Here is a 25651-nt window from a genome sequence, read left to right on the forward strand (position 1 = left end):
GAGTACTCAACCCCCCGGGCGAAGGGAGCGGAATCATCGCGCAGCGCGTAGTATGCGCAGCTCGTCGAGGACCTCGTCGTCATCCGGGCGTTCCCGCAGCAGTTCCTCCTGCAGGGCGAGCGCCTCCTCCGTGCGTCCGAGCTCGCGGTACGTGCGGGCGATCGCCCAGCGGGCCCAGTGGCGCTGGTCATCCGTGCCCCAGCGGAGCGCGGCGCGAAAGGCGGCATCGAACTCGACCAGCGCACCGGCGAGGTCTGCGCCGTCGAAGCGCGCCCAGCCCAGGTTGTTGTGGAGGCTCACCGCCCAGCGACGGGTGCGCGGATCGTCGCTGCCGAGTGCGATCGCAAGGGCTGCCGCCGTGTGGTCGGCGGCGTTGTCGGGGTCGGCGATGCCGAGCATGTGCAGCGCGTCGACCTCCAGGAACTCCGCGCCGCAGTCGTGCGCGCGCCCCCGGGCCGTCTCGAAGAGCGGACGCGCCGCCTCGCGATCGCCGCGCGAGTTCGCCAGCCTGCCACGCTCGAGCGCAATCCTCGCCCCGACCACCGGATGATCCCCCGCGGCACCACTCGCCTCCACCGCCCGCAGCTCCGCCTCCGCCTCGTCGAACCGCGCCTGCAGCCCGAGCGCCCGGGCGAGCTGGGTGCGCAGCTCCGGATCCCCGGCGCGAGCACGGAAGCGCTCCTCCGAGACCACGGGATCGGAGAAGTCCCACAGCTCGTCGAGATCGGCCTGTGTGATCGGCATCTCGCTATATTGCCACCAGGGACCCAACGTTTTGGGCGCCTCGTGCGTCTTGGTCTGTAGAAGGACGGAAGAGGGCCACCACCGTGACGAACACGTCGGAGTCACCCCGCTGGGAGCGCGTCGTCGAAGACCTCGTCGCGCAGCGCGGTGACGCCCTCGTGCGCTACGCGGCGTTCGTCTCCGGCAGCCCGCAGGACGCCCCCGACCTGGTTCAGGACGCGCTGGTGGGCACCTTCGGCCGCCTTCGCAACGGCTTCTCGGTGACGAGCGCCGAAGCCTATGTGCGCCGCGCCATCCTGAACACCTTCGTCGACCGTGCCCGACGCCGCGTGCGCTGGCGCCGGATCGCGCACCTCGCGCTCTCGCCCGAGTCGGTGGAGGCGCCCGACGCCGACGTCGACACGCGGTACGACATCCACGGCGAGCTGCGCAAACTCACGCCGCGAGAGCGTGCCTGCCTCGTGCTGCGCTACTACGACGACCTCAAGGTCGACGACATCGCCGCCACCCTCGGGCTGAGCCCCGGTGCGGTCAAGCGCTACCTGAGCGACGGTCTCGCCAAGATGGCCGTCTCGCTCAGCACCGACGAATCCCATCCCACTCCTGGGGGAGGCCCCGATGCCCACTGACCGCGACCTGCACGAGCTGCTGCGGCAGGATGACCGCCCGCCCGCCCTCGATGCTCAGGAGATCATCCGCCGCAGTCGCCGCCGGCGTCGCCCCCGACAGCTCGCCGTGGCGGTGGTCGCCGGGGCTGCGGCGGTGAGCATCGTCGCGGGGCTCGGCCCGGTCGCGGGACTGTTCGGCCAGAGCGTGCAGTCCGCGACTTCGAGCGGCTCGCTCGCGGGTGCGCCGGCGCCCGCGACCGTCGGCCCGGAGGACGCCTCGGGCGGCTCGACCTCCAAGAGCTCCGCGGTGAGCCTGAACCGCTGCGGCGACTCTCTCGCCACCGGCGCCGCGAGCAGCGCCCCTCTGAGCCTCGCGACGGAGTTCGCCGACGGCCGGGCCGATGCCGCCTTCCTGCCCGGCTCGGTCACGATTCGCAATGACGGCAGCTCTGCGCTCACGCTCACGGCTCTGGCCCAGCCCACGATCACCCTCTCGCGTGACGGCCGGGTGCTGTGGCACACACCGGCGCTGTCGCTGCCCGCCCCGGTTTCCGTCACGCTCGCGCCGGGAGAGTCCCACCGCTTCGCCGCACGGGTCAGACCCGTCGAGTGCGGCACCGAGGATGACCTGCGCCAGTCCTTCCGCGGCACGCTCCCCCACGTCCCGCCGGGCCGCTACGACGTGTCGGCGGCACTCGATGTGATCGTGGACGGCCGGACCGTGCTGGTCACGGGCCCGGCAACCGCGATCACCATCGACTGATCGAACCGGGAAGGATTCGGACCCGCCGGGGGTTGTCCTCCGGCATGAGCACAATTGGAATCATCGGAGCAGGACACATCGGCAGCCAGGTCGCGCGCGCGGCGGTCGCCCACGGATACGACGTCGTCATCAGCAACTCGCGCGGCCCTGAGACACTCGCGGAGCTCGTCGCCGAGCTGGGCGAGAAGGCGAGCGCGGGCACGCCGCAGCAGGCCGCCGAGGCGGGCGACTTCGTCGTCGTCACGGTGCCGCTGAAGGCGATCCCCACCATTCCGGTGGAACCCCTCGTGGGCAAGATCGTCATCGACACCAACAACTACTACTGGGAGCGCGACGGGCACATCGACGAGCTCGACCGGGAAGAGATCACGGTCTCCGGTCTGCTGCAGCGCCACCTGCCGCAGTCGAAGGTCGTCAAGGGCTTCAACCACATCATGGCCGCGCAGATCACGACCGACGGCACCCCGGCGGGCACCCCCAACCGGCGCGCGCTCGCGACGTCGAGCGACTTCGACGACGCCATCGAGCTCGTGACGCGGCTGTACGACGAGTTCGGTTTCGACACCGTGAGTGCCGGCCCGCTGAGCGAGAGCTGGCGCGTCGAGCGCGACACCCCCGCCTACGTCGTGCGGCAGAACGCGGAGGAACTGCGCGCCAACTTCGCGAAGGCGGAGCGCCGCACCGCCGCCTGACGACACCGGGGCGGCGACGGCGGGGCTCGCGCGTGGCACACTGATCACGTGACCGCCTCGTTCGTCGTCGTCCCCCAGTGGCAGGGTTCCGGTTCGGCCCGCGCGATGCGCCTGGTCGACGGGGCCGACGCCATCCGGGGCGATCTGCCCGTGAGCTCGACCGTCGTGGTCGAGATCCCGCTCGAGGCCGGGGAGTCCCTCGGCTCGGGCGTCCACCGCTACAGCTCACTGCAACTCGTCCGCGACCGGCAGCTCGACGTCCTCGACGCCGTCCCGGGCACCGCGATCACGATCGGCGGCGACTGCGGGGTCGAACTCGCCGCGATCTCGCATCTGGCCGCGCGGCGTGACGTCGCGGTGGTCTGGTTCGACGCGCATCCCGATCTGAACACGCCGGAGTCGTCCACCTCCGGGGCGTTCACCGGGATGGTCCTCCGAACGTTGCTCGGCGAGGGCGCACCGGGCCTCGTGCCCGAGACTCCCCTCGCTCGCGAGCGCGTGCTGCTGGTCGGCTGCCGCGACTTCGACGACGCCGAGGACGAGTTCGTCACCTCGGCCGCGATTCCGCTCATTCCGGCGGAGGCCGCGAGCGCCGACCAGGTCGTCGACGCGGTCGTGGCCCTCGGCGCCGACGCGGTCTATGTCCACATCGACCTCGACGTGATCGACCCGGGCGACTTCGACGGCGTCGGCTCCCCCGAACCGTTCGGCATCCCGGCGGTGACTCTGCTGGCGATCGTGGGAGCTCTCGCGGCCCGCGTCGAGATCGCGGGCGCCGGCATCACCTCGTTCGCGCCCTCCAGCCCCGAGCACGCGGTGGATGACCTGCCGACCATCCTCCGCCTGATCGCCGCGCTCACCCGCTAGCCGGTCGCCTCCCGGCATAGGCTTCGGGGATGACGGATTCACGGGTCACGGTCGACCGCGACGGACAGCTCCTGCTCATCGGGCTCAACCGTCCCGAGAAGCGCAACGCGGCCGATTGGCGGATGCTGCAGGAGCTGTCGCTCGCCTACGGCGAGTTGGAGCGCGACCCGGGCATCCGCTGCGGTCTGGTCTACGCGCACGGTGACCACTTCACGGGTGGGCTCGACCTGGCGGATGTCGCTCCCCGGATCGGCCCGCGGGGGCTCGATATCGTCGCGGAGGGCGGACTCGACCCGTGGCAGTTGAGTGGCCCCGCCCGCACCAAGCCGGTCGTCATCGCGGTGCAGGGCACCTGTCTCACGCTCGGGATCGAACTCGTGCTCGCCAGTGACGTCGCTGTCGCCGCACGCTCGACGAGCTTCGCGCAGATCGAGGTGGGACGCGGGATCCTGCCGTTCGGCGGGGCCACCATCCGCTTCCCGCGCACCGCGGGCTGGGGCAACGCGATGCGCTGGATTCTGACCGGAGACGCCTTCGACGCCGCCGAGGCGCACCGCATGGGGCTCGTGCAGGAGGTCACCGACGACGGGGCGCAGTTCGATCGCGCGCTCGCGATCGCCCGCCGAATCGCCGCGCAGGCGCCGCTCGCCGTGCAGGCGACGCTCGCGAATGCCCGCCTCGCGGCGGCCGGGGGCGACGCCGCGGGCGCGCTGCAGCCCGAGCTCGTCCGCCTCGTGCAGTCGGAGGACTCGCGCATCGGCATGCGGGCGTTCCTCGATCGCACCACCGCCGAGTTCCTCGGCCGCTGAATCCGGGCAGCTCGCGCTCGCGGTCACCTCGTACAGTGGGACGATGACGACCACCGAATACGACCTCATTGTCATCGGCGCGGGAACGGTGGGCGAGAACGTCGCCGACCGCGCGACCCAGGGCGGCCTGAGCGTGCTCATCGTGGAGAGCGAACTGGTCGGCGGGGAGTGCTCGTACTGGGCCTGCATGCCGTCCAAGGCCCTCCTGCGCAGCGGGCACGCGCTGCGGGCCGCACAGCGCGTCGGCGGCTCCCGCGAGGCGAGCACCGGCGCCCTCGACGTCGCGGCCGTCTTCGCGCGCCGCGACCACATCACTCACGACTGGAGTGATCAGAGCCAGGTGGAGTGGCTGGATGGCGCGGGGATCGACCTGGTGCGTGGCACCGGCGTCATCACCGGCGTGAAGGAGGTCACAGTCGGGCACACCGTCTACACCGCCCGACACGCCGTCTGCGTCTGCACCGGCTCCGCCGCGCTCCTGCCGGCGATCGACGGCCTGGCCGAGTCGGAGCCCTGGACCAGCCGAGAGGCGACGAGCGCCCACGAGGCCCCCGCCTCGCTCGCGATCATCGGCGGCGGCGTGGTCGCCGCCGAGATGGCGACGGCCTACGCGAGCTTCGGAACCCGGGTGACGCTCATCGTGCGCAGCACCCTGCTCGCCTCGGAGGAGCCCTTCGCGGGAGAACTGGTCGGCCGTTCACTGCAGGAACTGGGTGCGACGGTGCACCTGGGCGTCTCCCCCACCGGCGTCTCCCGGGTCGACGGCTCCTACCTCGTGCAGCTCGACAACGGCGTCAGCGTCACCGCCGAGAAGCTCCTCGTCGCCACCGGCCGGGTGCCCCGCACCACCGAGATCGGGCTGGAGAACATCGGGCTCGAACCGGGAAGCTGGTTGCACACCGACGACACCCTCCGGGTCACCGGCTACGACTGGCTCTACGCCGCCGGCGATGTCACCCACCGCGTACTCCTGACGCACCAGGGCAAGTACCAGGCTCGCGCGGCCGGCGACGTCATCGCGGCGCGAGCCACCGGGGCCAGGGTGCACGACGGCCCGTGGGGCGCGCACGCGGCGACCGCCGACCACGAGGCGGTCCCCCAGGTGACCTTCACCGATCCCGAGGTCGCCTCGGTCGGCTTGACGGCGGCCGCGGCAGAGCGCGCCGGGTACGAGATCAGGGTCGTCGACTACGACCTCGGCTGGGTCGCCGGGGCGAGCCTGCAGGCCGACGACTACTCGGGACGGGCGCGGATGGTGGTGGATGAGCGGCGGAAGGTCATCCTCGGCGTCACCTTCGTGGGGCAGGACGTCAGTGAGCTGCTGCACGCGGCGACGATCGCGATCGTCGGCCAGGTCCCGATCGATCGACTCTGGCACGCGGTCCCCGCCTACCCGACCATGAGCGAGGTGTGGCTCCGCCTGCTGGAGAGCTACGGACGCCCGAGCTGAGACGCCGATCAGCGCCGGCGGGCCTCCGCGAGTGACTCGTAGACGCCGAGCAGCGAAGCACCGGCAGTCGCCCAGGTGAACCCTTCCGCGAAGCGACGTGCACTGGCCCCCAGCCGGGCACGCGCCGCATCGTCGGCGAGCAACGCCGCGACCACACCCGCCCAGCGCCCGGGGTCGCGGGAATCGATCAGGATGCCCGACTCCCCGTCCGACACCGACTCCACCAGCCCCGTTCCGCGGTAAGCCACCACGGGCGTCCCGCTCGATGCCGACTCCAGCGCCACGAGTCCGAAGGTCTCGCTGTGCGAGGTGACGAGGGTCACGTCCGCCGCCGCGAACAGGTCCGCGAGCGTCTCGCGGTCGAGCGCACCGACGTACCGAACGTCTCTCGCCACCCCGAGCGCCGAGGCGACGGCGCCGAGCGAGGCGAGGTACTGCTCATCGGTCGCTTCCCCCGCCACCACCAGCAGGGGCGGTGCGGAACCGCGCAGGGCCCGCACGCCCGCGAGCGTGCGCACGGCCAGTTCGAGGTCTTTCAGCGGCTGGATCCGCGCGGCGACGACGAGGAGCGGCCGATCCGACTCGAGCCCGAGGGCGCTTCGCACCTCGCCGTCGTTGCGCCGGCGCGCGGGCGTGAACAGGGCCGTGTCGACGCCCGGGGGGATCACCCAGAGGCGGTCGGCGGGGGCACGAAGCTCGTCGATCACGGCCTCGACCTCGGAGCTCGACCCCGCGACGATGGCGTCCGCCTGTGCCGCGATGAAGGCCTCGGAGCGCAGCCGGGCCTCGGGTTCGGGTGTGTCGCCGTCCGCGAGCGCGCGGTTCTTCATCGCGGCGAGGGTGTGGAAGCTCTGCACGAACGGCACCCCCGTCTCGATCGCGACGGGGAGGGTCGCGAGCCCGCTCAACCAGTAGTGGGCGTGCAGCACGTCGTACTCCCGGTCACGCGCCCGCACGAGGGTCGCGACCGCCTCACCGAACTCATCGGCGACGATCGGGAGCTGCGACTTGGGGAGCGGCGCGATGGCCCCCGCGAGGAGCGGTCGGAGCGTGACGCCGGCCGAGAGCTCGCGCGGGTGCGTCGAGTCGATCGCGCGCGTCAGCAGATCGACCTCGATGCCGCGGGCGGAGAGCTGTTCCGCGAGCGCCACCACGGCGACGTTCATGCCGCCGGCATCGCCGCGCCCGGGAGATGCCGCGGGCGAGGTGTGCATGGAGATCATCGCGACCCGACGGACTCCCTGTCTCATGCAGCCACTGTATGCCGCCCGACTGAGCGACCCGTCAGTCTCCGATCCGAGCCGCAGCGGCGAGCGGTTATTCTGGTCGGGAGGAGCCGGTTTCGAGGCTTCCCTGCCGACCACCCAAGGGGTCAGATGTCCCGCCGCTCACTGCCGCTCCTGCTCGCCACGGCGACGATGGCGCTGCTCGCCTTGAGCGGGTGCGGTTCGACTTCGCCGGGCCCCGCGGCGAACGGCGGTTCCCCTGGGCCGTCCTCCAGTCCCGCCGAGCCGACCCCGACCCCGACCGCGACGCCCACCTTCGTGGCGCAGAAATACAGCTGCGAGTCGATCCTGCCGCCCGCCACGCTCGCGGTGTTCCAGAGCAAGAAAGCCGACGGATTCACGCTGCAGTCCGACTTCGTGCAGCGCGTGCACAACTTCGACGCGAACCTCGCGCTCTTCGACACCTACGGCGGAATCCTCTGCCAGTGGGCCTACCCCGGCACCTCGCGCCCCGTCGACTACGGGTTCTCCCGCATCACCGCAGACCAGGCGGCGAAGGAGCAGGCGGAGCTGGAGAAGGACGGCTGGGTCGCGAGCAGCGAAGATTACGGCACGCTCCTGGCCAACCCCGACACCGCGAACTTCCCCGACAACTACCTCTTCATCGACGGCTACTGGATGTACGGCTCGAGCCGCCCCGTTCTCGACACGATCGTGCAGAACGTCTTCCAGACCCCCGACCAGTAGCGGGCCGCGGCTCTACCACTGCGGCGGGTGCCGCCGGGCCCACCCGAGCCGCCGCTCCAGCTGCGCACCGATCGCGAGCAGCGTCGCCTCGCCGCCCGGTCGCCCGACCAGCTGCACTCCCATCGGCAGGCCATCGGGCGTCACGGCCACCGGCAGCGCGATCGCGGGCAGCCCGGCCACGTTCACGAACGAGGTGAACGGCGTGTACTGCACCTGCTGGGCGAAGTTCCGTTCCGGGTCGTCGCTCGAGTACCAGCCGAGCGGGCGCGGAGTGAGCGCCAGCGCCGGGGTCAGCACGGCGTCGTAGGCGCCGAGCGCGCGGATGACCACCCGCTCGTACCCGGTGAGCACGAGCAGCGCCTCCCCCAGCTCGCGCACCGTCAGGGCCCGTCCGCGCTCCACCAGCCACCGGGTCAGCGGCTCTAGCAGCTCCAGCTCCTGCCCCTCGGCGGGCAGGGAGGCCGCACCCGCCTGCCACACGGTGCGGAACGCGGCAGCGTATCCGGCTGTTGCAGGCAGCCTCGTCTCCTCCATGCCGTGGCCCAGGGCGACCAGTTCCTCGACCGCGAGGTCGAGCGCGGCCCGCGCCTCCGCGGCCAGTCGGATCTCGTACTCGTCATCCCAGGGCGAGCTCGTCATGACGGCGAGCTGATAGCGTCCCTCTCCGCGAATCGCCGAACCGAGCAGCGCGCCCTCGGCGCCCCTCGGGGCCCCCGTCGCGTACTCGTACCGCGCGCCGGCGACCATCGCGTCCAGCATCATCGCCGCATCGGCGACGGAGCGGGCGATCGGACCGGTCGTCACGAGTCCCGCGAGCGAGGTGAAGCCGGTCCCTGCGGGGACGAGGCCGCGACTCGGCTTGAGGCCGACGAGACCGGTGGCGGCGGCGGGGATACGGATGGATCCTCCGCCGTCCGAGCCGGGGGCGAAGGGCAGGAGGCCCGCCGCGACGGCGACGGCCGCCCCGCCGCTGCTCCCGCCCGCGCCGAGCTCCAGATCGTAGGGATTGCGGGCGGGCGACCCCGCCAGCGGCTCGGTGTAGCTGGGGAAGCCGAATTCGGGAGCGTTCGTCGTGCCGAGACTGATCGTGCCGGCCGCGTCGAGCACCTCGACGAGCTCATCGGAGACGTCCGGCACGAAGTCGGCGAAGAGGCGAGACCCGAAGGTCGTCCGCACGCCCGCACGCCGGTACAGGTCCTTGTCGCCGATGGGCAGCCCCCACAGGGCGGCCGTGGTCGGGCCCGCGGCGCTCAGCTCCGCGGCGCGTCGTCGCGCCCGGTCGGCGCTCACCGTGACGAAGGCGCCGAGCCCGGGGTCCAGCCGCTCGATGCGCCTCAGGTAGTGCTCGACGAGCTCGACCGGCGTGATCTCGCCGCGGTGCAGCCAGTCCCACTGCTCCTGCGCGCTCAGGTGATGGAGTTCGAACACGCGTCGAGCCTACTGAGGGCGAGCGGCGGCGCTACTTGAGCGACTTCTGCATGAGAACGGTGCCGAGCCAGCGGTCGAACTTGTAGCCGACCTTGCCCATGTGCCCGATCTCCTTGAACCCGAAGTTCTTGTGCATCTGGATCGACGCCTCCGCCCCCTTGTCGGCGATCACGGCGATGATCTCCTTGATCCCTGCCGCCTTCGACGCCACGAGCATCTCTTCCATGAGGGCCTTGCCGAGTCCCTTGCCGGTGGATGCGGGGCCGAGGTAGATCGAGTTCTCCACCGTGTATCGGTAGGCGGCCTTCTCCTTCCACGGGTAGACGTAGGCGTAGCCGAGGATCTGGCCGCGCGGGTTGACCGCGACGAGGTAGGGCATCCCGAGTCGCTGGATGTGCGCGAACTTGCGCTTGAGTTCACTCAAGCCGATCGCCTTCTCGTCGAAGGTGACCGTCGAGTTGCGCACGTAGTGGTTGTAGATCTCACGGATGTCGGGCAGGTCGGCCTCCGTCGCGGGCCGGATCACCCACTCGAAGGGCGTCTCCGGCTCGGGTTGCGGTCGGAGGTGGAGGGGGAGCTGGCGGCGCGTTTCGTATTCCTCTTCGAGCACGGTGATCTCCCGCCTGTTGACCGTTGGATGCCTCCAGCTTAGGTGTCGAGCGACCAGTCGACGGGTTCGGCGCCCTGCGCCACGAGCAGTTCGTTGGCCCGACTGAACGGGCGCGATCCGAAGAAGCCGCCGTGCGCGGAGAGGGGACTCGGGTGGGCGGAGACGATGGTCGGGGTGTCGCCGAGGAGCGGTCTGAGGGTGGCCGCGTCCCGCCCCCAGAGAATGGCGACGAGTGGCCGGTCACGCGCCACCAGCGCGCGAATCGCCGTCTCCGTGACGAGCTCCCAGCCCTTCCCCCGGTGCGACCCGGCCGAACCCGCGCTGACCGTGAGCACGCGGTTGAGGAGCAGCACGCCGTTTCGCGACCACGCGGTGAGGTCGCCGTGCGGCGGCGGGGTGATGCCGAGGTCGTCGCGCAGTTCGCGGTAGATGTTCTGCAGGCTGCGCGGCACCGGCCGCACCTGCGGGTCGACGGCGAAGGAGAGCCCGACGGCGTGACCCGGGGTCGGGTACGGATCCTGCCCCACGATCAGCACCCGCACCTCGTCGAGCGGGAATGTGAACGCGCGCAGCACCCGTGGGCCGTCGGGGAGATACGGTCTCCCGGCCGCTGTCTCGGCGCGGAGGAAGTCGCCCAGCCGGGCGATCTCGCCGGCGACCGGTTGCAGCGCGTTCGCCCACCCGGGGTCGACCAGCTCGCTGATCGGGCGGGGCATCAGGCGGCCTCGGCTCCGACGATCGAGACGACGACGCCGTCCTCGCCCGGTGTCACCCGCCAGACGCTCCCGACGCCCTCGACGTGCACGCCGTCGTCCTTCACGATAAGCACCGTGTTCTCGTCGATCGCGACGCCGCCTTCGACGAGTTCCGCCTCGGTCGCCGCGATCAGCCGACCGACGGTGCCCCATTGCGCGGCGTGCACGTCGATCGCCATGTCGACGAGCCCGATGCCCTGGGCGACGGTCACCTCGTCGAGGTCTTCTGAGGTGTTCTCGTGGCAGACCGGAACATCGCCGATCAGCCATCCACCGATGAGCGCGACGTCCGCCGCGATGGCCGCCCCCGCCGAGAATCCGAGGTAGGGCAAACCGTCGTGCACGAGGAGCCGGATCTCGTCGAACAGTCCGCGAACGGCGACCACGTAGGCCGGCGTCAGCCCCCCGCCGATGAGCAGCCCGTCGATGTCGTTGAGCACGGCCGACGAGGCCGTGTTCCCCTCAAGGATGACCGTCACCACCGGCTCGCACACCGCGATCGACCCCAGCATCGCCCGGTACTTGGCGGCGGCATCCGCGCCATCCGGGGCGTTCTCGGCGACGAGGAGCACCGCGACCCGCGGCACGACCCTGCCCGCACCGGCCGCCCGCGCTGCGCACTCACCCAGGAACTCGCGAAAGAGGTCGTCCGACCATCCCCCGCCCGCGAGGTGGACGCTCACAGGCCCGCGGTCACCGGGGGCAGGGATGACCACGGGAAGTTGATCCACCGCGAGGTGCGCCGCCACGTGTAGTTCGGCTCGTGCAGGGTGCCGGGCTTCGTGTAGAGAACGACGGTACGGACATCCGCTCCCGCCGCCTTCAGCAGCTCTACGACCATCGTGATGGTGCGGCCGGAGTCGGAGACGTCATCGACGAGGAGCACACGCTTGCCCGCGAGCGACGGCTCGTCGAGCATCGGCGGCAGCATGACGGGCTTCGGCAGCCGCTCCCCCACGCCCGTGTAGAACTCGACGTTGAGGGCGCCGCAGGCCTTGATGTCGAGCGCGTAGGCGATCGCACCGGCGAGCAGGAGTCCGCCTCGGGCGATCGCGACGACGACCTCGGGGAAGAAATCGCCCTGCGCGATGTCGGTCGCCAGGTGACGCGAGGCCTCGCCGAATTCGAGCCAGCCGAGCACCTCCCGGTCGAGCGTGTCCTGTGAAGCCTCTGCCTGCGTCGCCTGGTCCATCCGACAAGGTTAGCGGCCACGCCAGCCCCCGTGTCACGCGGCCGGCACCCCGCTGACGGCCCCGGAGCGACGCTCCCTCGCGCGGCGAAGGCTGAGTCGCGCGAGTTATCCACAGTGTCAGATTTTTGCTCGAGTTATTGCGCCGAACTGGAAAACTCGTCGTCGCGATTCGCTGACCGCGCCCGGCGCTGTCAGAGGATCGCACCCCACGATCACGCGCAAGGAGTGCACATGTTCAGATGCGCCCGCCGCCGAAAGCGGGTGCACCATGAAGCCAGCGCATGAATCGGACTCGGCGACATTCGGCAGACCCGTCCCCCTTCGGGCCTACGTGCCACCGCCGGATCGAGTGCCCCGGGTCGACCTCGGCGGTCATCCCCTCGCGGTCGCGCAATATGACTGGCTCAGTCCCGACCGGCACGATCGCGTTGACGCGGACCCGCATGACGTTCCGGTCACGCCCGTGCCGGCACCGAGCGCGGAGTTCCGCTTCACGATCCACGCACTGCCGGCTCCCGCGCTCGCTCTGGTCGTGTTCTATCCGCGCTACTCTCGCGAAAAACCGCCGAACCTGAAGGAGGGTGACGAGGTCGATTGCCTGACCTCCCCGCGGTGTCGGATCACCGAGAACGTCGACAGCGTCGACATCACGGTCACCGGTGCCAGACGACCCCGGGTAGCCGTCTTGATGGTCTCCTACTTGGCAATTCTGGGGCCGCCGGAGGGCGTGTCATCCCCAGAGGAAGGCCATTCAACGCCAAATCGATCGACGATGAACACCGCGTCGTGGGACGCGCTTATGGAGGGGAGCGAGTGATGGCGCGCGCGGGGCGCGACGGCGGTGCGCGCGCGTTCTACGACCGGGGGCGCAGCTCGCCGCGGATGACCTTGTGCGGTGCCGCCTGCGCGACCGGCTTGATCGTCACCAGGTCGAGGTTGACGTGCGGCGGCAACTCGATCGCGTGCACGATCGCCTCCGCGATGTCCTCCGCGACGAGCGGATGGGGCACGTTGTCGTAGACGGCGTCGGCGCGCGCCTGGTCGCCGCCGAACCGCACGAGCGAGAACTCCTCCGTCTTGACCATGCCCGGTGCGACCTCGAGCACGCGGATCGGCTCCCCGGCGAGCTCCAGCCGCAGGACGGCGACCATCGCGTGGGCGGCGAACTTGGCGGCGTTGTAGCCTCCGCCGCCCTCGTACGCGACGTGGCCCGCGATCGAGGTGACGGTGAGGATGTCGGCGACCCCGGCATCCACCGAGCCCGCGCGCAGCAGCGGCAGGAGCGCGCTGATGACGCGCTTCACCGCCACGACGTTGACGTCGAACATCCGCCGCCAGTCGTCGACGTCGCTCGCTTCGACGCTCGCGAGCCCGAATGCCCCGCCCGCGTTGTTGACGAGGGCGTGCACCGGACCGGTCGCGGCCAGGTGGTCGCGCAGGGCGTCGACATCGGCCTGTCGGGTGAGATCGGCGACGACGTAGCTCGCGCCGGTCTCCTCCGCGAGCGCGCGGAGGCGCTCCTCACGGCGTGCGACGCCCACGACCTCCCAGCCGTGTGCGCGGAAGAGGCGCGCGGTGGCCGCCCCGATCCCGCTGCTCGCTCCGGTCACGACGACGCGCTTATTCACCATGCCTCCACGCTAGGGCCTGGCGCGCGGGCCGGGGAACGCGGCACACTCCCGCGCGGCGCGCGGGCCGCGATCCCGGTGCCGGGCGCGCGGCCCGCTAGCCCCACTGGCTGACGCGCTTCGGCAGCGCGAACACGAGCAGCAGCGCGAGCACGGAGAAGGCGACGCTCACGCCGAGCGCGGCGGTCGAGCCATTGGCGAAGTGCGTCGCGAGATCCGCCTTGCTGCGCACGGTCCCCAGATCGGCCACGCTGAAGAGCACGCTTCCGATGACGGCGATCCCGATCGCCGAACCGATCCGCTGAACCGTGGAGATGACCCCGCTCGCGGCGCCCGCCTCGGCCCGGTCGACGGTCGCGACGATGAACTGGGCGTTGGGCGCGATGAAGAGCCCGTTGCCGACGCCGGCGATGAAGAGCGGCGCAAGCAGATCCCAGTTGCTGAGGTCGGTCGGCGCGACGCGCAGCAGGATCACCCAGACGGCGAGCAGGCCCACCGTGAGAAGGCTCGTCCCGATCAGCAGGACGGTGCGCCCCAGGCGGTTCGCGAGCCGGTTGCTCTGCGAGGAGCCGATGATCGATCCGACGGCGAACGGAGTCGCGACGAGACCCGATTCGAGCGCGGTGTGACCGAGCCCCGCCTGCCAGAACAGCGCGATCGTGAAGAAGATGCTCGTGAAGGCGGCGAAGTAGACCAGCGCGAGGATCGTTCCGCCGGTGAACGCGGGGTGCGTAAACAGCTTCGGGGGCACGAGGGGGCTCCGGCCGCGGCGGGAGTAGAGCACCTCCCACACCCCGAACAGCACGAGGAGAAGCACCCCGAGCGCGAGCACGAGGTAGGTCCACAGCGGCCAGCCCTGGTTCTCCCCCTCGATGAGCGGCACCAGCAGCGCGACCAGACCGCCGGTCAGAAGCACCAGCCCCACCCAGTCCACGCCGCCGGATGACCGGGTCCGGTCGATCCCCGACGCCGCAGCCCCCGGCAGCAGCACGATCGCCGCCACGAGCGCCACGACGCCGATCGGCAGGTTCACGCCGAAGACGAGCCGCCACCCGTTCTGGTCGCCGAAGCCCTGGATGATCAGCCCACCCAGGATCGGACCGAGCGCGCTCGACACCCCGATGACCGCGCCCATGATCGCGAAGGCCCGCCCGCGGGAGCGCGGCGGGAAGAGCAGCTGGATGTAGGCGGTGACCGCCGGCACGAAGATGCCACCCGCGAGGCCCTGCACGACGCGGGCGATGATGAGCTGGGTGTCGCTCTGGGCCAGCCCGCAGGCGAGGCTGGCGACGGTGAAGAGCGCGAGCCCGGTGAAGAACACCCACTTGTGGCCGATGCGGTCGCCGATGCGACCGGCCGGGATGAGCGCGATGCCGAAGGCGAGCGCGTAACCCGAGATGATCCAGGAGAGAACGTCTTCGCCCGCGGGGGTTCCGGAGGCGTTCACGTTGTCGCGGATCGTGGGCAAGGCGACGTTGACGATGGTGGTGTCGAGCAGGGCCATGAACATGCCGATCAGCAGCACGATGAGCGCCCGCCAGGCGTGGCTCGGCACCGGCGCGGGCGCCGAGTCCCACTGCGCCGGGGCGGCGGGGCCGCCGGTGGGAGCCCCGGCGGGGGTCGCGGTGGTCTCAGACATCAGGAAGGGTCCTTTCGTGCCGATTCGTCGGCGATGATGGCGGGGAGTTCGGTCAGCAGCTCGTGGTGCCAGGCGATGTCGGCGCGGATCCGCGCCACCTTGTGGGTCATGACGAAGGCCTCGCCGACTGTCAGATACGGGGCGGCGCGGTCGAGCATGGCGTGCGCGTCGTCGAGCATGTGCTCGAGGGTGCGGATCCGCTCGGCGATGACGGTCGGGAGGTCATCCAGTCGATCGCGGTCCAGACGGGTCATGGCGAGGTCGAAGGGGTCGGTGCGGATCACCACGGCGCCGAGGGCGGCGGCGCGCATCTCGCGCAGTGCCGCAATGCCCTGCTCGGTGATCTCGTAGACCTGACGCTGCGGGTACGAACCCGCGCGCTCGCTGCGCGTCTCGCGGATGAGGCCGTCGGCGAGCATCCGCTTCAGCGCCCCGTAGACCGCGCCCACGCTGATATCGGTCCACACGTGAACGTGCTCCTCCTCGGCGAGGAGACGCAACTGGTGCCCGTGCATCGGACCGCGTTCGGCGAGCGCGTCGAGCAGATAGAGGCGGATGGACGACACGCGACTACTCTCGCACGAGTAGTCGCGCGCGTGCAAGTCGAAGAAGAGAGGGCGTGTGGCCCGCGCCAACCGCCTCGTGAACGCCACTCACCACGCATTACGCCGTGTGTCGAGCACCGTTGCCGCCGCCGGATGCTCTCCCTAAGCTCGCACCGGAGTGGACAGCCCTGTGTCCACCGCAGGATTGCAAGGAGCACGCCCATGAGCGACTGGAAGTTCGAGACCAAGCAGGTCCACTCGGGAGCCGCACCCGACCCGACCACCGGCGCGCGCGCGACGCCGATCTACCAGACCACCTCGTATGTCTTCAAGAACGCGGAGCACGCGCAGAACCTGTTCGCGCTCGCCGAGTTCGGCAACATCTACACCCGGATCATGAACCCCACGCAGGACGTCGTGGAGCAGCGCGTCGCCGCGCTCGAGGGGGGCACCGCCGCCCTCCTGGTCTCCTCCGGCCAGTCCGCCGCGACCCTCGCCATCCTCAACATCGCGGAGGCGGGCGACCACATCGTGTCCTCCTCGTCGATCTATGGCGGCACCTACAACCTCTTCAAGTACACGCTCGCGAAGCTCGGCATCGAGACCACCTTCGTGGAGGACCAGGACGACGCCGAGGAGTGGGCCGCCGCGGTGCGCCCCAACACCAAGCTGTTCTTCGCCGAGACCATCGGCAACCCCAAGATCAATGTGCTCGACATCGGCCTCGTCTCGGGCGTCGCGCACGAGAACGGCATCCCGCTCATCGTCGACAACACGATCGCGACGCCGTACCTCATTCGCCCCTTCGAGCACGGTGCCGACATCGTCGTACACTCCGCCACGAAGTACCTCGGCGGCCACGGAACGATCATCGGCGGCGTCATCGTCGACGGCGGAAAGTTCTCCTGGTCGGCGAACGCCGCGCGATTCCCCGGCCTCACCACGCCCGACGAGTCGTACCACGGCGTCACCTACACCGAGGCTCTCGGTGACGGCATCGCCTACATCATCAAGGCGCGCGTGCAGCTGCTCCGCGACCTCGGCGCCGCGATCGCGCCGGCGAGCGCGTTCCAGCTCATCCAGGGCATCGAGACGCTCAGCCTCCGCGTCGAGCGCCACGTCGCCAACGCCCAGGCGGTCGCCGAGTTCCTCGAGAGCCACGACGACATCGCCTCCGTCAACTACTCCGGCCTGCCGTCCAGCCCCTGGTACGAGGCTGCGAACAAGTACGCCCCCAAGGGTGTCGGCGGTGTCCTCTCCTTCGAACTGAAGGGCGGGGTGGATGCGGGCCGTGCGCTCGTCGACAACGTCACGCTGTTCAGCCACGTGGCCAACATCGGTGACGTGCGCAGCCTCATCATCCACCCGGCCTCCACCACCCACTCGCAGCTCACGCCGGAGCAGCAGCTCACGACGGGCGTGACGCCCGGCCTCGTGCGCCTCTCCATCGGCATCGAGAACATCGACGACATCATCGCCGACCTCGAGGTGGGCTTCGCAGCCGCCCGCGCCGTCTCGGCGGCGAGCGCGAACGCGTAGAGCACCCGCGCTCAGCACCGCGCCGTCGGCCTCCCCTCGGGGATGCCGGCGGCGCGGTCGCGTCACCGGCCGCGTAACAATGCGACGGGCATCCCTCGCGCTCGTAGATACTTGACCTGACATGGACTGGCAGACACCCGAAGACACCGTTCCTTCGGCGTTCATCACCGAGGCGACCGCCCGCGCGGTCATCGGCAAGCCTCCGGCCAGTGGTGCGTGGCGTGAGGGCGACCCACCCGGACACCGCAGCTTCGTCTCCGTCGGCTCCCTCGACCTCGAGCGCGGCGGTCACCTCCCGGTGGTTCGCATCGCCTACGAGACCTGGGGCGAGCTGAACGCGGATGCGAGCAACGCCGTGCTCGTTCTCCACGCGCTCACCGGCGACAGCCACGTCGTCGGCGATCCCGGTCCCGGGCATCCGACCGCGGGCTGGTGGGGCGGAATCGTCGGTCCCGGCAAGGCGATCGACACCGACGAGTGGTTCGTCGTCGCGCCGAACATGCTCGGCGGCTGCCAGGGCAGCACCGGACCGTCGTCGCACTCGCCCCTCGGCCGCGAGTGGGGAGCCGAGTTCCCGTTCGTCACGATCCGCGACCAGGTCGCCGCCCAGGTCGCGTTCTCCGACGCGCTCGGCATCGAGCGCTGGGCCGCCGTGCTCGGGGGCTCGATGGGCGGGATGCAGGCGCTCGAGTGGGCGGTGGGATACCCGGAGAGGCTCGAGAGGGTCGCGGTGCTCGCGGCGCCCGAGCTCTCCAGCGCGGATCAGATCGCGCTCAATTCCGTGCAGATCGACGCGATCGAGCTCGACCCGCGTTTCGCCGCGGGCGACTACTACGACGCGGCGGACGGCGAGGGACCCTCTCGCGGGCTCGCGCTCGCCCGACGCATGGCGCTCCTCAACTACCGCTCCCCCACCGAGCTGAATGACCGTTTCGAGCGCAGTTGGCAGAGCGGCGTGAGTCCGCTCGGCGGCGGCGGACGCTACGCGGTCGAGAGCTATCTCGACTTCCACGGCAACAAGTTCACGCGCCGCTTCGACGCGAACAGCTACGTGACCCTCGTGGGCTCGATGAGTTCGCACGACATCGGCCGCGACCGCGGCGGCGTGGCGGCGGCTCTCTCCCGTGTCACGGCCGCCGCGCTGGTCCTCGGAATCGACAGCGACCGACTGTTTCCCATGCCCCATCAGCGCCTCATCGCGGCGGGCATCGCGACCTCGATCGATGGGGGCGCCGCGGTCGAGATCTCCTCCCCGTTCGGTCATGATGGTTTCCTGATCGAGGATGATCTGGTCGGCTTCCACCTGGCCCGTCTGCTCCGGAGTTAACGACTCATCAACAGCCCTGTGGAGGGGACAAACGAGTCTGTATCAGTTTGGCTATGCTTGGCCGACTGAAAGGGAAACATGGCAGCTGCAGCAACGCACGACGATCGGAACGGAATCCGAGTCGCGATCGTTGACGACCACCGCCTCGTTCTCGACGGCCTCGCCGCCCGGCTCCACGATCCCGAGGGCGGGATGCACGTGGTGGCGACCGAGACCACCTGGGCCGGCCTCATGGGCCATCCCGAATTCCCCGTCGACGTCGTCGTCCTCGACCTCCATCTGGAGGACGGCATCCCCGTCGGCACCAAGCTCCGCGCCCTCGGCACGATCGGCACCGCCGCGATCGTCATGAGCCGGCACGCCGACTCGGCCTCCATCACCGCGGCGATGCGGGCCGGGGCGATGGGGTTCGTTCCCAAGACGGAGTCGGCCAGCGAGCTCATCGCCGCGATCCGTTCCGCGGCGACCAGCACTCAGCACCTCTCCGAGCCGCTCGCTCAGGCGATCGCACGGTTCACGGCGACGCCCGACCCGGGTCTCGGCAAACAGGAGCAGCGCGCGCTCGTGCTGTACGCCTCGGGCCGGTCGATCAAAGAGGTTGCGCAGGAGATGGCGACGACGGAGGAGACGGTCAAGTCGTACATCAAGCGGGGGCGTCGCAAGTACCGCGAGGTCGGGGTCGACGTCGGAACGCGCATCCTGCTGCGCCGTCACGGCGTGCGCGAGGGCTGGCTCACACCGGAGTGACCCGCGCCGCGCGCGTCGACGGTGCGGTCGACGGTGCGGTCGACGGAGCGGTCGAGGGTGCAGGACCCGGGGTCGCTGGGGCCGCAGCTGACGCTGCGACCCCGTTGCGAACCCCCCGGCTCGGTTCGCGTACCGCTCGGAACCTTCGGTCTCGCTCGGCACGGCTAGAACCCAACGTCGTCTATTCGGGTGAGACGTTGATCCGGATCGGTGCAGACTGCACGTCTTCCGGCCTATTTGTGTGGCGCCGCAGAAAGCACGGCACGCCCCTCTTGTTGTCATTCGACCTTAGCTGGTTCGATGTGCAGTAATCGACCGGTGTGGCACCCCCATTTAAAGGTGCAATCTGACACGATTTCAGGTGACATGGAACTCATCGCCAAAGAGCGGGACCGCCTGCTCCACCGCACCGCCCGTTTTCTGGGCCTCGGTGGCACCTTCGTGGCTCTGGTGAGCCTGAGTTTCCCCGGTGTCATCCCCTTCTCGACCTACCTCGAGATGCTGCCGCCGCTCGCCTTCCTCGTCTTCAGCCTCGTGATGATCGGGCGGGGCGGCGGTCTCGGCTGGATGGCGCTCGCGCTTCTCGCCGGCCTCACGGCGCTCTTCATCGCCCGGGTTCCCTGGAGCCAGCCGCCGTCGACCGGCCTCGCTGCCGCCGTCTCCCCGCTCGCCGCTGCCGGCACCGCGAGCATCGCGCTCGTCCTCACCTCGAGCCTTCTGCGCATCATGCTCCTGCTCGTCGGCGCCCTCGCGAGCACCCTCCTCGTCCAGCAGGCCAGCGCCACGCCCGGCACCCTCTCCCCCTCCGGCCTGCTCGTCGTGCTCGGCTGGGTCCTCACCGCGGTGCTCGGGTACTGGCTCAGCGCGAGCGTTCCGCGTGCCGCCCGGCGCATCTACAGCATCGGGAAGGCGCACCGCGCCGAACGCCAGGCGAGCGAGACCGAGGCACAGCGTCGGCAGGGCGCCCGACTGCTCCACGACACCGTGCTCGCCACCCTCACCCTCCTCGCCCACTCGGGAGTCGGCGTCGCTCCCGAGGCGCTCCGCCAACAGGCATCCGAAGACGCCCGGCTGCTTCGTCAACTGCGCCTCGGCGCCACACCGACCCCGCAGTCATCGGGCGACTACAACCTCGAGCCCGTGGAAGAGACGGCGCTCGGAACGACCCTCGAGTCGGTCAAGCAGCGCTTCGGCCGCATGGGCCTCGAGGTGAGCTGGCATGGCACGGGGCAGGTTCTCCTCCCCAGCGACGTGCTCGACGCCTTCCTGCTCTCGCTCGCGGAGTGTCTGGAGAACGTGCGTCGCCACTCGGGCGTGACGCAGGCGCACGTGACGATCACCGACGACGCGACGACCGTGCGGGCGATGGTCACCGACTCCGGCGTCGGATTCGACCTCGAGGGCATCGACGAAGACAAGCTGGGCTTCAAGGAGTCGGTCATCGGCCGGTTGCCTGAGGTGGGCGGGAACGCGCGACTCTTCTCGGCGCCCGGATCGGGCACGACGGTCGTACTGGAGGTGCCGCGATGACGAGCTTCATGCGCCCGGAGGAGAACACCCTGGGGGTCATCCTCGGCCGGCGCGGAAAGGGCAGCACACCGGGCGTCGCCAAGGCGCTCCGGCAGGCGAGCGCCCGCGGGGCGACCCTCGGCACCGGCTATCTCGGCATCGGCGCGGGGGTGCTCAGCGGGATCGAGGCGCTCTACGGGCTCAGCCTGTTCATCGCCCGTTGGCAGCAGTACCCCAATCCGGCTCCCGTGATCATCGCCTGGCTGCTCTACATCACGGCCTTCGTCGCCGCGCTCGTGACCATGTCGGTCCTCGGTGATCGCCTGCCGCACTGGTTGTTCGCCCTCTATCTGATCGCGATCGGCGCCGTCGTCGCCCTCGACTTCTGGGGAATCTGGCCGCTGCACGACATCGGCGGCTACGCCACGGCATCCGTGTCGGCCGGCTTCGGGCTCATGATCGTCGTGACCCTGCGCGGCGGCCGCGAGGTGCTGGCCGCGGCGGGACTGCTCGGAATCGCCTTCCTGGTCGCGATCGCACTCAGCACCCCGCTCAACGAGACGACGATTCCCACCCAGATCGGCACCCTGGCGCTGGCCGTGCTGCCCGCCGCCCTCGGCGTGTACGTCGTGCGCGGCTTCCGGCGCATGGTGCAGCTCGAACTCGACCGGGTGCTCGTGCAGTCCACCGTCTCCGCTCCGCGCTTCGCGGTGGGGATGCTCGCCTCGGAGGAACTGGCCCGCCTCGACCTCGCCGCCGAAGACCTCCTGGAGTCGGTGGCCGCCGGCCGCACGCCGCTCCCCCTCGACCCGAAGACCGCTTCGGTCGCGGCGTCGCTGGCGACGGAACTCCGGCTGCACCTCATCGAGGGGCGTCGCGAGACCTGGCTCTACCACGCGGTCTCGGAGTCGGAGATGCTGGGCAAGTCGGTCACTCTCACCGATCGGGGCAGCCTGGCGGGGCTTCTCGACCCGAGCCAGCGCGACGGGCTCCTCTCCGCGGTGTGGCTGCTCATGAGCGACACCACCAAGCCGTCGACGTCACGCACGGTGCAGATCACGCTCGGCCCCATGGCGGCGTTCTCCGACCGCCAGCCCGGCAACCAGATCACGATCCCGGTCGTCATCACGACGACCGACGTGCCGCGCAATCGCGTCGACCCGGCCACGTGGGCCTCCATCGCGCGGGTGGGGCGTTACAGTGACTCCACCCAGAACTCCAGCCTGCGTGTCGACATCGAGTGCTTCGTCGACAACCCGGCCGACCAGTAATTCCCGCAGATCACCGACACAGAAGAGGCTCGAACATGACCACAGCTGACGAACGGATCCGGCTCGCCCTCGTCGACGACCACAGGATGCTCCTCGGTGCGCTCACGGAGTGGATCCGCAACGCCGCCTCCGACATCAACATGGTCGCTGCCGTCGCGTCGTGGCCGGAGCTGCTCACGCACCCCGAGTTCCCCGTCGACGTCGTGCTGCTCGATCTCGACCTCAAAGACAACATCCCGGTGTCGCTCAAGATCTCGACCCTCAAGACCACGGGCGTCAAGGTCGTGCTGATGAGCACCTACTCGGAGCCGAACGTGGTGCGCGAGGCGCTCGCCTCCGGCGCGCTCGGCTATCTGGTGAAGAGCGAAGACGCGGGAATGATCGTGGAGGCGATCCGTGCCGCCGCCGAGGGCGAGTCCTTCGTTTCGGCAGAGCTCGACCTCGCGCTCAACGCGGGCGAGGTCGGCGGTGCACCCAAGCTGAGTGCGCAGGAGCGTCGCGTGATGGCCTTGTACGGCGGTGGCGAGCCCGTCAAGGCGGTCGCCTACCAGCTCGGCATCTCGGAGGAGACGGCGAAGAGCTACCTCAAGCGAATCCGCGAGAAGTACCGCGTCGCAGGGATCGACGTGGGAACCAAGGTGGCGCTACGAAAGCGCGCGATCCAGGACGGCATCCTGTTGCAGACGGATCTGCCCAGCGGCTCGTTCTGACGCACGGCGGTCGAGGCCGATGCTCACGGTGGCGATGATGACGCCGAGAGCGCACAATACGAGGCCGATCCAGGGCGCGCCGAGGTACCCGAGCCCTGAGGTGACGGCGAGTCCGCCGATAAACGCACCCGCACTGTTGCCGAGGTTCAGCGACGCGTGGTTGATCGCCGCCGCGAGGCTCTGACCCTCCCCCGCGACGTCCATCAGCCGGGTCTGGATCATGGGCGACAGCCCGGCGGCCGAGAACCCGAGCAGGAACAGGAAGATCGCGAGGCCGGGCACGGTGGTCGCCGTGAGTGCGACGCCGGCGAGTGACACCGCGAGCAGGCCGAAGAAGCCGAACATGCTGCGCACCAGGCTCACGTCGGCGAGGTGTCCGCCGACCGCGTTCCCGATCGTCATCCCGACGCCGACGAGGATGAGCGCGAGCGGCACGATCCCCGCGCCGAGTCCGGCGACGGTGACGATGATCGGCGCGACGTAGGTGTACACCGCGAAGAACCCGCCGAAGCCGATCGAGCCGATCGCCAAAGCGAACCACACCTGACCACGGCGGAAGATGCTGAGCTCACGGCGCAGCGTGGCGTTCGGGTCGCCGGGCTGGAGCGGAACGGCGAGCAGAACGGCGACGAAGGTCAGGGCGAAGAGTCCCGCCACCGCGAGGTACGCGACGCGCCACCCGGCGAGCTGGCCGAGAAGAGTGATGGTGGGGACACCGAGCACGTTCGCGATCGTGAGCCCGCCGAGCACGAAGGCGATGCCCTTGCCCCGGTTTCCCGGACCCATGAGCGACGCGGCCACGAGGGCGGCGATGCCGAAGTAGGCGCCGTGCGGGAGCCCGGCGATGAAGCGGGCCACGAGCACCCCGCCGAAGCTGGGCAGCAGCGCCGATGCGACCGTGGCGACGGTGAAGGCGACGAGCAGCGACAGCAGCAGCTTCTTGCGCGGAAAACGAGCGGAGAGGGCGGCGATGGTCGGCGCACCGACGACGACGCCGAGGGCGTAGGCCGAGACGAGCAGCCCCGCGCTCGCGTTCGCGTGCGCCGGCGACTCGCCGTACAGCCCCGGGAAGAGGTCGGCCGCGATGTTGGGCAGAAGGCCCATCGCGACGAACTCGGTGGAGCCGATCGCGAATCCACCGAGGGCGAGGGCGAGGAGGGCCAGTCGAACGCGGGCGGGGCTGAGGCTCGTGGTCGGCATGCTTGCCCCAACGTGGCGAGCGTGCAAATCCTTCCCGGCGCGCGCGGGCTCGGGCGCGTCAGTCGGCGGCGTCCGGCCCGAGGGCCCTCTCCAGCCGATCGAGCTTTCCAGTGAGCTCACCCGAGTAGCCGGGCCGGATGTCGGCCTTGAGCACGAGTGACACGCGCGGACCGAAGCGGCCCACCGCATCGGTCGCACGCCGAATCACGTCGAAGACCTCCTCCCACTCCCCCTCGATGGTGGTGAACATGGAGTCGGTGCGGTTGGGCAGACCGGAGGCCCGCACGATCGCGACCGCGGCGGCGACGGCGTCGTGCACGGAGGCGTCAGGGTTGTCGCCGCCACTGGGGGCGACGGAGAAGGCGACGAGCATGGCGGTACTTCCTATCGGTGTTCGCGGGCCAGGACCCAGAGTTCCCGCATCGCCCACGCGACGAGGGCGAGCAGCAGTGCATTGCGCAGGGTGACGACGACGAGCATCCACGGTGCCACCACGAGCAGGGAGTTGTACAGGTAGGGGTAGATGATCTGGGTGAGCCCGGCCAGCACAAGGGCGAGCACCGCGGGAGTGCGGAACGACCGCCCGTCCCCTGCGGCGTGGGTCACGAGCCCGAGGATGACCGGCACCGCGATCCATGTCATGTACTGCGGCGACCCCACCTTGTTGAACGCGAACAGCGCGGTCACGAGTGCCAGCGCGAGCGGCGGCAGGATCATCGTCTCCGGGACCCCGTGCCGCACGGCGATCACGCCCAGTGTCAGCACGAGGAGCGCGGCGAGCCCGAGGATCGGGTTCATGAGGGCCGCGGCGACCTCGGTTCCCGGCCCGCGGATCTGGAAGGTGAGGATCTGCGTGTCGTAGTAGACCTGAACCCCGGGCACGTGGAGGTCGGCGAGCCACAACCAGATGGTGCTCACCGGTGACTCGATCTGCAATCCTCGCCCGGTCTGCTGGGTGATGAAGCTCAGGACATTCGATCCGCTGCCGAGCACGAGTCCGATGACGACGATTGCACCACTCACGGCGAGCACGGTGGCCACCACGATCCCGCGTCGGCGGAGGGTGACCGCGACGGCACCGATGAGCGCGACCGGCCACACCTTGATCCAGGTGGCGATGGCGAGCAGCACCGCCGCGGCCTGCGGCCGATGCGACACCACGATCATTGCGATGACGGCGAGCGGCACTGAGACGGAGTCGAGCCGTCCGAGCGCGATCGGCCCCAGCAGCAGCAGGAACGCCGTCCACCACCATCCCGCGCGCACTCCCCCGGGGCGGGTGCCGCGTCCCACGACGACCGCGAAGGCCGCGAGGTCGAGAACGAGCACGATGCTGAGCCAGGTCGCCGGGTAGTTGGCCAGTCCGAATACGGCGGCCAGCAGGATCGGGAGGAGGGCGGCGAGGGGGTACACCCACACGCTGTCGATCCCGACCGTGTAGTGCGCGAGCGTGGACTGCCTCGCCCATCCCTCGTAGACGATGGTCACATCGCCCATCGGCAACCCCGGGGCGGTGTAGTTCAGAAAGCCCAGCCACAGGTGGGCGAGGATGAACGCCGACCAGACCAGCACGGGAGCCTGCAGGAGCCGCGCACCGCGTCGAGGCGGTGCGATGGTCGGCATGCGATCCAGCGTAGCGGTGGCA

27 protein-coding genes are annotated in these 25651 nt (G+C 70.1%); 14 read left to right on the top strand and 13 right to left on the bottom strand.

Annotated features, from left to right (window positions below; all coding sequences use genetic code 11):
* Window positions 1-33: 33 nt before the first annotated feature.
* Window positions 34-744 carry a hypothetical protein gene (locus G3T37_RS03845; RefSeq protein ID WP_241732077.1) on the bottom strand — a complete coding sequence of 237 codons (711 nt, stop codon included), beginning with the start codon at window positions 742-744 and terminating at the stop codon, window positions 34-36.
* An 83-nt stretch (window positions 745-827) separates the two neighbouring features.
* Here G3T37_RS03845 and G3T37_RS03850 point away from each other — a divergent pair, with 83 nt between their 5' ends.
* The 6 genes from G3T37_RS03850 to G3T37_RS03875 are packed head-to-tail and all read left to right on the top strand — an operon-like array spanning window position 828 to window position 5933.
* Window positions 828-1373 carry a sigma-70 family RNA polymerase sigma factor gene (locus G3T37_RS03850; RefSeq protein ID WP_163472127.1) on the top strand — a complete coding sequence of 182 codons (546 nt, stop codon included), beginning with the start codon at window positions 828-830 and terminating at the stop codon, window positions 1371-1373.
* Window positions 1363-2115 (top strand): hypothetical protein, encoded by a 753-nt coding sequence (locus G3T37_RS03855; protein ID WP_163472128.1) that lies wholly within the window; start codon window positions 1363-1365, stop codon window positions 2113-2115. The genes G3T37_RS03850 and G3T37_RS03855 overlap by 11 nt, the downstream gene beginning before the upstream one ends.
* Before the next feature lie 14 nt (window positions 2116-2129).
* Window positions 2130-2807 (top strand): NADPH-dependent F420 reductase, encoded by a 678-nt coding sequence (locus tag G3T37_RS03860; RefSeq protein ID WP_479682638.1) that lies wholly within the window; start codon window positions 2130-2132, stop codon window positions 2805-2807.
* Between the two features lie 48 nt (window positions 2808-2855).
* On the top strand, window positions 2856-3674 hold the full coding sequence (locus G3T37_RS03865; protein WP_163472130.1) for an arginase family protein: 819 nt from the start codon (window positions 2856-2858) through the stop codon (window positions 3672-3674).
* 29 nt (window positions 3675-3703) lie between these two features.
* Entirely contained in the window at window positions 3704-4483 is a 780-nt protein-coding gene (locus G3T37_RS03870; RefSeq protein WP_163472131.1) for a crotonase/enoyl-CoA hydratase family protein, read from the top strand.
* A 43-nt stretch (window positions 4484-4526) separates the two neighbouring features.
* Complete coding sequence (locus tag G3T37_RS03875; RefSeq protein ID WP_163472132.1) at window positions 4527-5933, top strand: dihydrolipoyl dehydrogenase family protein; 1407 nt, start codon at window positions 4527-4529, stop codon at window positions 5931-5933.
* Window positions 5934-5941: 8 nt separating this feature from the next.
* On the opposite strand, the gene G3T37_RS03880 is transcribed toward G3T37_RS03875, so the two are convergent.
* Window positions 5942-7183, bottom strand: a complete 1242-nt coding sequence (locus G3T37_RS03880; protein ID WP_163472133.1) for a glycosyltransferase — start codon at window positions 7181-7183, stop codon at window positions 5942-5944.
* 126 nt (window positions 7184-7309) lie between these two features.
* Here G3T37_RS03880 and G3T37_RS03885 point away from each other — a divergent pair, with 126 nt between their 5' ends.
* Window positions 7310-7906, top strand: coding sequence for a hypothetical protein (locus G3T37_RS03885; RefSeq protein WP_163472134.1), 597 nt, complete (start codon window positions 7310-7312; stop codon window positions 7904-7906).
* 12 nt (window positions 7907-7918) lie between these two features.
* Here the strand turns inward: G3T37_RS03885 and G3T37_RS03890 are convergent, their stop codons facing one another.
* Genes G3T37_RS03890 through G3T37_RS03910 form a run of 5 tightly spaced genes read right to left on the bottom strand, consistent with a single transcriptional unit; the run spans window position 7919 to window position 11891 of the window.
* Window positions 7919-9334 carry an amidase family protein gene (locus G3T37_RS03890; RefSeq protein WP_163472135.1) on the bottom strand — a complete coding sequence of 472 codons (1416 nt, stop codon included), beginning with the start codon at window positions 9332-9334 and terminating at the stop codon, window positions 7919-7921.
* A 31-nt stretch (window positions 9335-9365) separates the two neighbouring features.
* Window positions 9366-9944, bottom strand: a complete 579-nt coding sequence (locus G3T37_RS03895) for a GNAT family N-acetyltransferase (protein ID WP_163472136.1) — start codon at window positions 9942-9944, stop codon at window positions 9366-9368.
* Between the two features lie 38 nt (window positions 9945-9982).
* Window positions 9983-10660: a uracil-DNA glycosylase gene (locus G3T37_RS03900; RefSeq protein ID WP_163472137.1), complete on the bottom strand. Its 678-nt coding sequence runs from the start codon at window positions 10658-10660 to the stop codon at window positions 9983-9985.
* Window positions 10660-11382 (bottom strand): Type 1 glutamine amidotransferase-like domain-containing protein, encoded by a 723-nt coding sequence (locus G3T37_RS03905; RefSeq protein WP_163472138.1) that lies wholly within the window; start codon window positions 11380-11382, stop codon window positions 10660-10662. Before G3T37_RS03905 ends, G3T37_RS03900 begins: the two co-directional genes overlap by 1 nt.
* Window positions 11379-11891 (bottom strand): phosphoribosyltransferase, encoded by a 513-nt coding sequence (locus tag G3T37_RS03910; RefSeq protein WP_163472139.1) that lies wholly within the window; start codon window positions 11889-11891, stop codon window positions 11379-11381. The genes G3T37_RS03905 and G3T37_RS03910 overlap by 4 nt, the downstream gene beginning before the upstream one ends.
* A 349-nt stretch (window positions 11892-12240) precedes the next feature.
* Here G3T37_RS03910 and G3T37_RS03915 point away from each other — a divergent pair, with 349 nt between their 5' ends.
* Window positions 12241-12708 (top strand): hypothetical protein, encoded by a 468-nt coding sequence (locus tag G3T37_RS03915; RefSeq protein ID WP_163472140.1) that lies wholly within the window; start codon window positions 12241-12243, stop codon window positions 12706-12708.
* A 37-nt stretch (window positions 12709-12745) separates the two neighbouring features.
* Here G3T37_RS03915 and G3T37_RS03920 read toward each other — a convergent pair whose 3' ends face one another.
* The 3 genes from G3T37_RS03920 to G3T37_RS03930 all read right to left on the bottom strand — a co-directional run bounded on the left by G3T37_RS03920 (window position 12746) and on the right by G3T37_RS03930 (window position 15724).
* Window positions 12746-13522: an SDR family oxidoreductase gene (locus tag G3T37_RS03920; RefSeq protein WP_163472141.1), complete on the bottom strand. Its 777-nt coding sequence runs from the start codon at window positions 13520-13522 to the stop codon at window positions 12746-12748.
* 94 nt (window positions 13523-13616) lie between these two features.
* The gene (locus G3T37_RS03925) at window positions 13617-15158 is read right to left on the bottom strand and encodes an MFS transporter (RefSeq protein ID WP_163472142.1); all 1542 of its coding nucleotides are present in this window, start codon (window positions 15156-15158) and stop codon (window positions 13617-13619) included.
* Window positions 15158-15724, bottom strand: a complete 567-nt coding sequence (locus G3T37_RS03930; protein WP_163472143.1) for a helix-turn-helix transcriptional regulator — start codon at window positions 15722-15724, stop codon at window positions 15158-15160. Before G3T37_RS03930 ends, G3T37_RS03925 begins: the two co-directional genes overlap by 1 nt.
* Window positions 15725-15925: 201 nt before the next feature.
* Here G3T37_RS03930 and G3T37_RS03935 point away from each other — a divergent pair, with 201 nt between their 5' ends.
* The 6 genes from G3T37_RS03935 (at window position 15926) to G3T37_RS03960 (ending at window position 22806) form a co-directional block, all read left to right on the top strand.
* On the top strand, window positions 15926-17242 hold the full coding sequence (locus G3T37_RS03935) for a bifunctional o-acetylhomoserine/o-acetylserine sulfhydrylase (RefSeq protein ID WP_163472144.1): 1317 nt from the start codon (window positions 15926-15928) through the stop codon (window positions 17240-17242).
* A 121-nt stretch (window positions 17243-17363) separates the two neighbouring features.
* On the top strand, window positions 17364-18569 hold the full coding sequence (metX, locus tag G3T37_RS03940) for a homoserine O-acetyltransferase MetX (RefSeq protein WP_163472145.1): 1206 nt from the start codon (window positions 17364-17366) through the stop codon (window positions 18567-18569).
* A 78-nt stretch (window positions 18570-18647) separates the two neighbouring features.
* The gene (locus G3T37_RS03945) at window positions 18648-19316 is read left to right on the top strand and encodes a response regulator transcription factor (RefSeq protein WP_163472146.1); all 669 of its coding nucleotides are present in this window, start codon (window positions 18648-18650) and stop codon (window positions 19314-19316) included.
* A 366-nt stretch (window positions 19317-19682) separates the two neighbouring features.
* Window positions 19683-20846 carry a sensor histidine kinase gene (locus G3T37_RS03950; RefSeq protein WP_163472147.1) on the top strand — a complete coding sequence of 388 codons (1164 nt, stop codon included), beginning with the start codon at window positions 19683-19685 and terminating at the stop codon, window positions 20844-20846.
* Window positions 20843-22096 carry a hypothetical protein gene (locus tag G3T37_RS03955; protein ID WP_163472148.1) on the top strand — a complete coding sequence of 418 codons (1254 nt, stop codon included), beginning with the start codon at window positions 20843-20845 and terminating at the stop codon, window positions 22094-22096. Before G3T37_RS03950 ends, G3T37_RS03955 begins: the two co-directional genes overlap by 4 nt.
* Window positions 22097-22131: 35 nt before the next feature.
* Window positions 22132-22806 carry a response regulator transcription factor gene (locus tag G3T37_RS03960; RefSeq protein ID WP_163472149.1) on the top strand — a complete coding sequence of 225 codons (675 nt, stop codon included), beginning with the start codon at window positions 22132-22134 and terminating at the stop codon, window positions 22804-22806.
* Here G3T37_RS03960 and G3T37_RS03965 read toward each other — a convergent pair.
* Genes G3T37_RS03965 through G3T37_RS03975 form a run of 3 tightly spaced genes read right to left on the bottom strand, consistent with a single transcriptional unit; the run spans window position 22741 to window position 25629 of the window.
* Complete coding sequence (locus G3T37_RS03965) at window positions 22741-24006, bottom strand: MFS transporter (RefSeq protein ID WP_163472150.1); 1266 nt, start codon at window positions 24004-24006, stop codon at window positions 22741-22743. The two genes, G3T37_RS03960 and G3T37_RS03965, sit on opposite strands and share 66 nt — an antisense overlap.
* A 58-nt stretch (window positions 24007-24064) precedes the next feature.
* On the bottom strand, window positions 24065-24379 hold the full coding sequence (locus G3T37_RS03970) for a thiamine-binding protein (RefSeq protein WP_163472151.1): 315 nt from the start codon (window positions 24377-24379) through the stop codon (window positions 24065-24067).
* A gap of 11 nt (window positions 24380-24390) precedes the next feature.
* Window positions 24391-25629, bottom strand: a complete 1239-nt coding sequence (locus G3T37_RS03975) for a glycosyltransferase 87 family protein (RefSeq protein WP_163472152.1) — start codon at window positions 25627-25629, stop codon at window positions 24391-24393.
* Between the last annotated feature and the right edge of the window lie 22 nt (window positions 25630-25651).

Origin of the sequence: Galbitalea soli, from assembly GCF_010686725.1 — a bacterium.
GTDB lineage: Bacteria > Actinomycetota > Actinomycetes > Actinomycetales > Microbacteriaceae > Galbitalea > Galbitalea soli.

Excerpts from the sequence above, each read along its gene's own strand:
- G3T37_RS03845 (WP_241732077.1), bottom strand. The coding sequence starts at position 744 with ATGCCGATCACACAGGCCGATCTCGACGAGCTGTGGGACTTCTCCGAT.
- G3T37_RS03855 (WP_163472128.1), top strand. The coding sequence starts at position 1,363 with ATGCCCACTGACCGCGACCTGCACGAGCTGCTGCGGCAGGATGACCGC.
- G3T37_RS03870 (WP_163472131.1), top strand. The coding sequence starts at position 3,704 with ATGACGGATTCACGGGTCACGGTCGACCGCGACGGACAGCTCCTGCTC.
- G3T37_RS03875 (WP_163472132.1), top strand. The coding sequence starts at position 4,527 with ATGACGACCACCGAATACGACCTCATTGTCATCGGCGCGGGAACGGTG.
- G3T37_RS03880 (WP_163472133.1), bottom strand. The coding sequence starts at position 7,183 with ATGAGACAGGGAGTCCGTCGGGTCGCGATGATCTCCATGCACACCTCG.
- G3T37_RS03885 (WP_163472134.1), top strand. The coding sequence starts at position 7,310 with ATGTCCCGCCGCTCACTGCCGCTCCTGCTCGCCACGGCGACGATGGCG.
- G3T37_RS03900 (WP_163472137.1), bottom strand. The coding sequence starts at position 10,660 with ATGCCCCGCCCGATCAGCGAGCTGGTCGACCCCGGGTGGGCGAACGCG.
- G3T37_RS03910 (WP_163472139.1), bottom strand. The coding sequence starts at position 11,891 with ATGGACCAGGCGACGCAGGCAGAGGCTTCACAGGACACGCTCGACCGG.
- G3T37_RS03920 (WP_163472141.1), bottom strand. The coding sequence starts at position 13,522 with ATGGTGAATAAGCGCGTCGTCGTGACCGGAGCGAGCAGCGGGATCGGG.
- G3T37_RS03925 (WP_163472142.1), bottom strand. The coding sequence starts at position 15,158 with ATGTCTGAGACCACCGCGACCCCCGCCGGGGCTCCCACCGGCGGCCCC.
- G3T37_RS03935 (WP_163472144.1), top strand. The coding sequence starts at position 15,926 with ATGAGCGACTGGAAGTTCGAGACCAAGCAGGTCCACTCGGGAGCCGCA.
- metX (WP_163472145.1), top strand. The coding sequence starts at position 17,364 with ATGGACTGGCAGACACCCGAAGACACCGTTCCTTCGGCGTTCATCACC.
- G3T37_RS03945 (WP_163472146.1), top strand. The coding sequence starts at position 18,648 with ATGGCAGCTGCAGCAACGCACGACGATCGGAACGGAATCCGAGTCGCG.
- G3T37_RS03950 (WP_163472147.1), top strand. The coding sequence starts at position 19,683 with ATGGAACTCATCGCCAAAGAGCGGGACCGCCTGCTCCACCGCACCGCC.
- G3T37_RS03955 (WP_163472148.1), top strand. The coding sequence starts at position 20,843 with ATGACGAGCTTCATGCGCCCGGAGGAGAACACCCTGGGGGTCATCCTC.
- G3T37_RS03960 (WP_163472149.1), top strand. The coding sequence starts at position 22,132 with ATGACCACAGCTGACGAACGGATCCGGCTCGCCCTCGTCGACGACCAC.
- G3T37_RS03965 (WP_163472150.1), bottom strand. The coding sequence starts at position 24,006 with ATGCCGACCACGAGCCTCAGCCCCGCCCGCGTTCGACTGGCCCTCCTC.
- G3T37_RS03970 (WP_163472151.1), bottom strand. The coding sequence starts at position 24,379 with ATGCTCGTCGCCTTCTCCGTCGCCCCCAGTGGCGGCGACAACCCTGAC.
- G3T37_RS03975 (WP_163472152.1), bottom strand. The coding sequence starts at position 25,629 with ATGCCGACCATCGCACCGCCTCGACGCGGTGCGCGGCTCCTGCAGGCT.